The sequence below is a fragment of the Protofrankia sp. Cr1 genome, assembly GCF_963555865.1.
Taxonomy (GTDB): domain Bacteria; phylum Actinomycetota; class Actinomycetes; order Frankiales; family Frankiaceae; genus Protofrankia.
On record NZ_CAUVXO010000220.1, the window covers coordinates 1 to 2090 of the forward strand.

A 2090-nucleotide genomic window follows, 5' to 3' on the forward strand; every position below is an offset into this window, starting at 1 on the left:
GGCGGTGCTGCGGCGGTCGATCTCGCTTCCCCGGGTTACCCGCCGGCGTGGCAGCGGGCGTCCCCGGTGGCTATTCATGCTGTGGCGACGGCGAGTACCTTTTCGACGGCGTCAGCGACGTCGGCCATATCGCTCAGGTCGATGGTCGGATGGACGAGAAACGCCAGCGAGGTCTCACCGAGTTCGCGGGCCACGGGTAGCCGGGCCGGCGGGCGGAGGTCCAGCCCGAACGCCCGCTCCAGATAGACCTCACCGCAGCTCCCGACCGCGCACGGAACACCTTCTGCGCGGACAGCCTCGACAATCCGGTCACGGCTCCAACCGGCCCGCAACCGCTGCGGGTTGAGATAGGCGTACAAACGGTAAAAAGATGCTTCGAGGGTTTCCCCGTCGGGTATGGGTACCCGCAGCGACGGCAGTTCCGAAAGCCGCTTCGCCAGTGCCGCTGCATTCTCCCGCCGACGTTCGACCCAGCTGGGCAGGTCGGGTAGGACGGCTCGGCCCACAGCCGCGGCAAGCTCATGCATCCTGGCATTGCTGCCGAAGGACGTGTGGACCCAACGAAAACCGGATCCGTGGTGCGGGGTCGCGAGGATATCGGGGTCCTTACCATGGTCCTTGTACGCCCAGACGGCCCGCCAGATCGCCGGGTTGTCGGTGGTGACCATCCCACCCTCGCCGGCGGTAGTAAGGATCTTGTCCTGACAGAAGGACCAGGCTGCGACGTCGCCAAGGCCGCCGACCGGCCTTCCGTCGTAGCCGGCGCCGTGTGCCTGGGCGCAGTCCTCGACCACAGCAAGACCGTGCGTACGCGCCACACTCAGGAGCGGATCCATGTCAACCGGCCAGCCTCCCAGGTGCACGGCGATCACGGCACGGGTCCGCGGCCCGATCGCCGGACGCACCGTCCCAGTGGTGAGGTTGCCGGAATCTCGGTCGACATCGACGAAGACGGGCCGAGCGCCGACGGCGATCACGCAGGTTGCCGACGCCACGAACGTCCGGCTTGGCACCAGCACCTCGTCGCCCGCGCCGACGCCAACCGCGCGTAGAGCAAGCTCGAGCGCGAGCGTGCCGTTCGCGACGGCTACGCCGTGGGCGACGCCGACCGCGGCGGCGTACTCACGTTCGAAGGCCCGCCCGTGCGATCCGGTCCAGTAGTTGACCAACCCGCTCCGCAGCACCTCCCCGACCACGGCGATCTCCTGTTCGGCGAACCGCGGCCAGCCGGGGAAAACTGCCCGGCGGACAGGCATTCCCCCGTCGACAGCGAGCTGGGCCGTGGTGATGCTCCGCATGAAAGCTCCCGTGATTTCGGTCGAGGTTACATACCTGTTCGCAGGCTGCAGTGACGATTCAGATCAGGGAGGACTCGCGCCGGTGAGGACTCGCGTCAGTGACGATTCAGCGGGGTATCCGCGGTGGCAGCATCGGTTCGCTGTGCGGGAATACTTGTCGTAGCGGTGTCGGATTCAAGGTCCGGGTTCAGGCCGCCGGCTCCGTACGTGCCGTCTCCCCGGACAAGGGTGACCAATGTGCGCGCGATGATCTGAAAGTCCAGCCAGGTGCCCCGGTTGTCCACATACCAGACGTCAAGGTCGATGCGGCGTGTCCACGGAATCCCGTTTCGGCCGTTGATCTGTGCCCATCCGGTGAGGCCTGCCGGTACGTCAAGGCGCCGCCGCTGAAAAGGCGTGTACCGGTCCACCTGGCTGCGTACCGTTGGACGCGGCCCGACCAGACTCATATCATTTCGCACCACATTGATCAGCTGAGGCAGCTCGTCGATGCTGGTCGCGCGCAGCAGGCGACCCACTCTGGTGATGCGGTCGTCTTCGCGGTGTGTGACAAGACCGAGGCCTCGACTTTCCGCATCCACGACCATTGTCCGGAACTTCAACATTGTGAACGGATGGCCGTTCTCCCCGATCCGCTCCTGGCGGAAGAACACCGGACCGCCGTCTTCAAGGCGAATTGCCACGGCTGCGGCCAGCAGTAGGGGCGCGCACCCGACAAGGCCGACGACCGCCCCGGCGGCGTCCACCGCCCGTTTCGCCCGTCGGCTGCGGCGCTCATACCTGACAAACCGA

2 protein-coding genes are annotated in these 2090 nt (G+C 66.6%); both read right to left on the bottom strand.

Annotated elements, in window-relative coordinates; all coding sequences use genetic code 11:
• Positions 1–74: 74 nt before the first annotated feature.
• Positions 75–1298, bottom strand: a complete 1224-nt coding sequence (locus tag U9980_RS16720; protein WP_322768768.1) for a DegT/DnrJ/EryC1/StrS aminotransferase family protein — start codon at positions 1296–1298, stop codon at positions 75–77.
• A 95-nt stretch (positions 1299–1393) separates the two neighbouring features.
• Positions 1394–2090: sugar transferase (locus U9980_RS16725; RefSeq protein WP_322768769.1), on the bottom strand; the 697-nt coding region annotated here is incomplete at its 5' end.

Coding starts and splice junctions, on each gene's coding strand:
- U9980_RS16720 (WP_322768768.1), bottom strand. CDS start 1,298: ATGCGGAGCATCACCACGGCCCAGCTCGCTGTCGACGGGGGAATGCCT.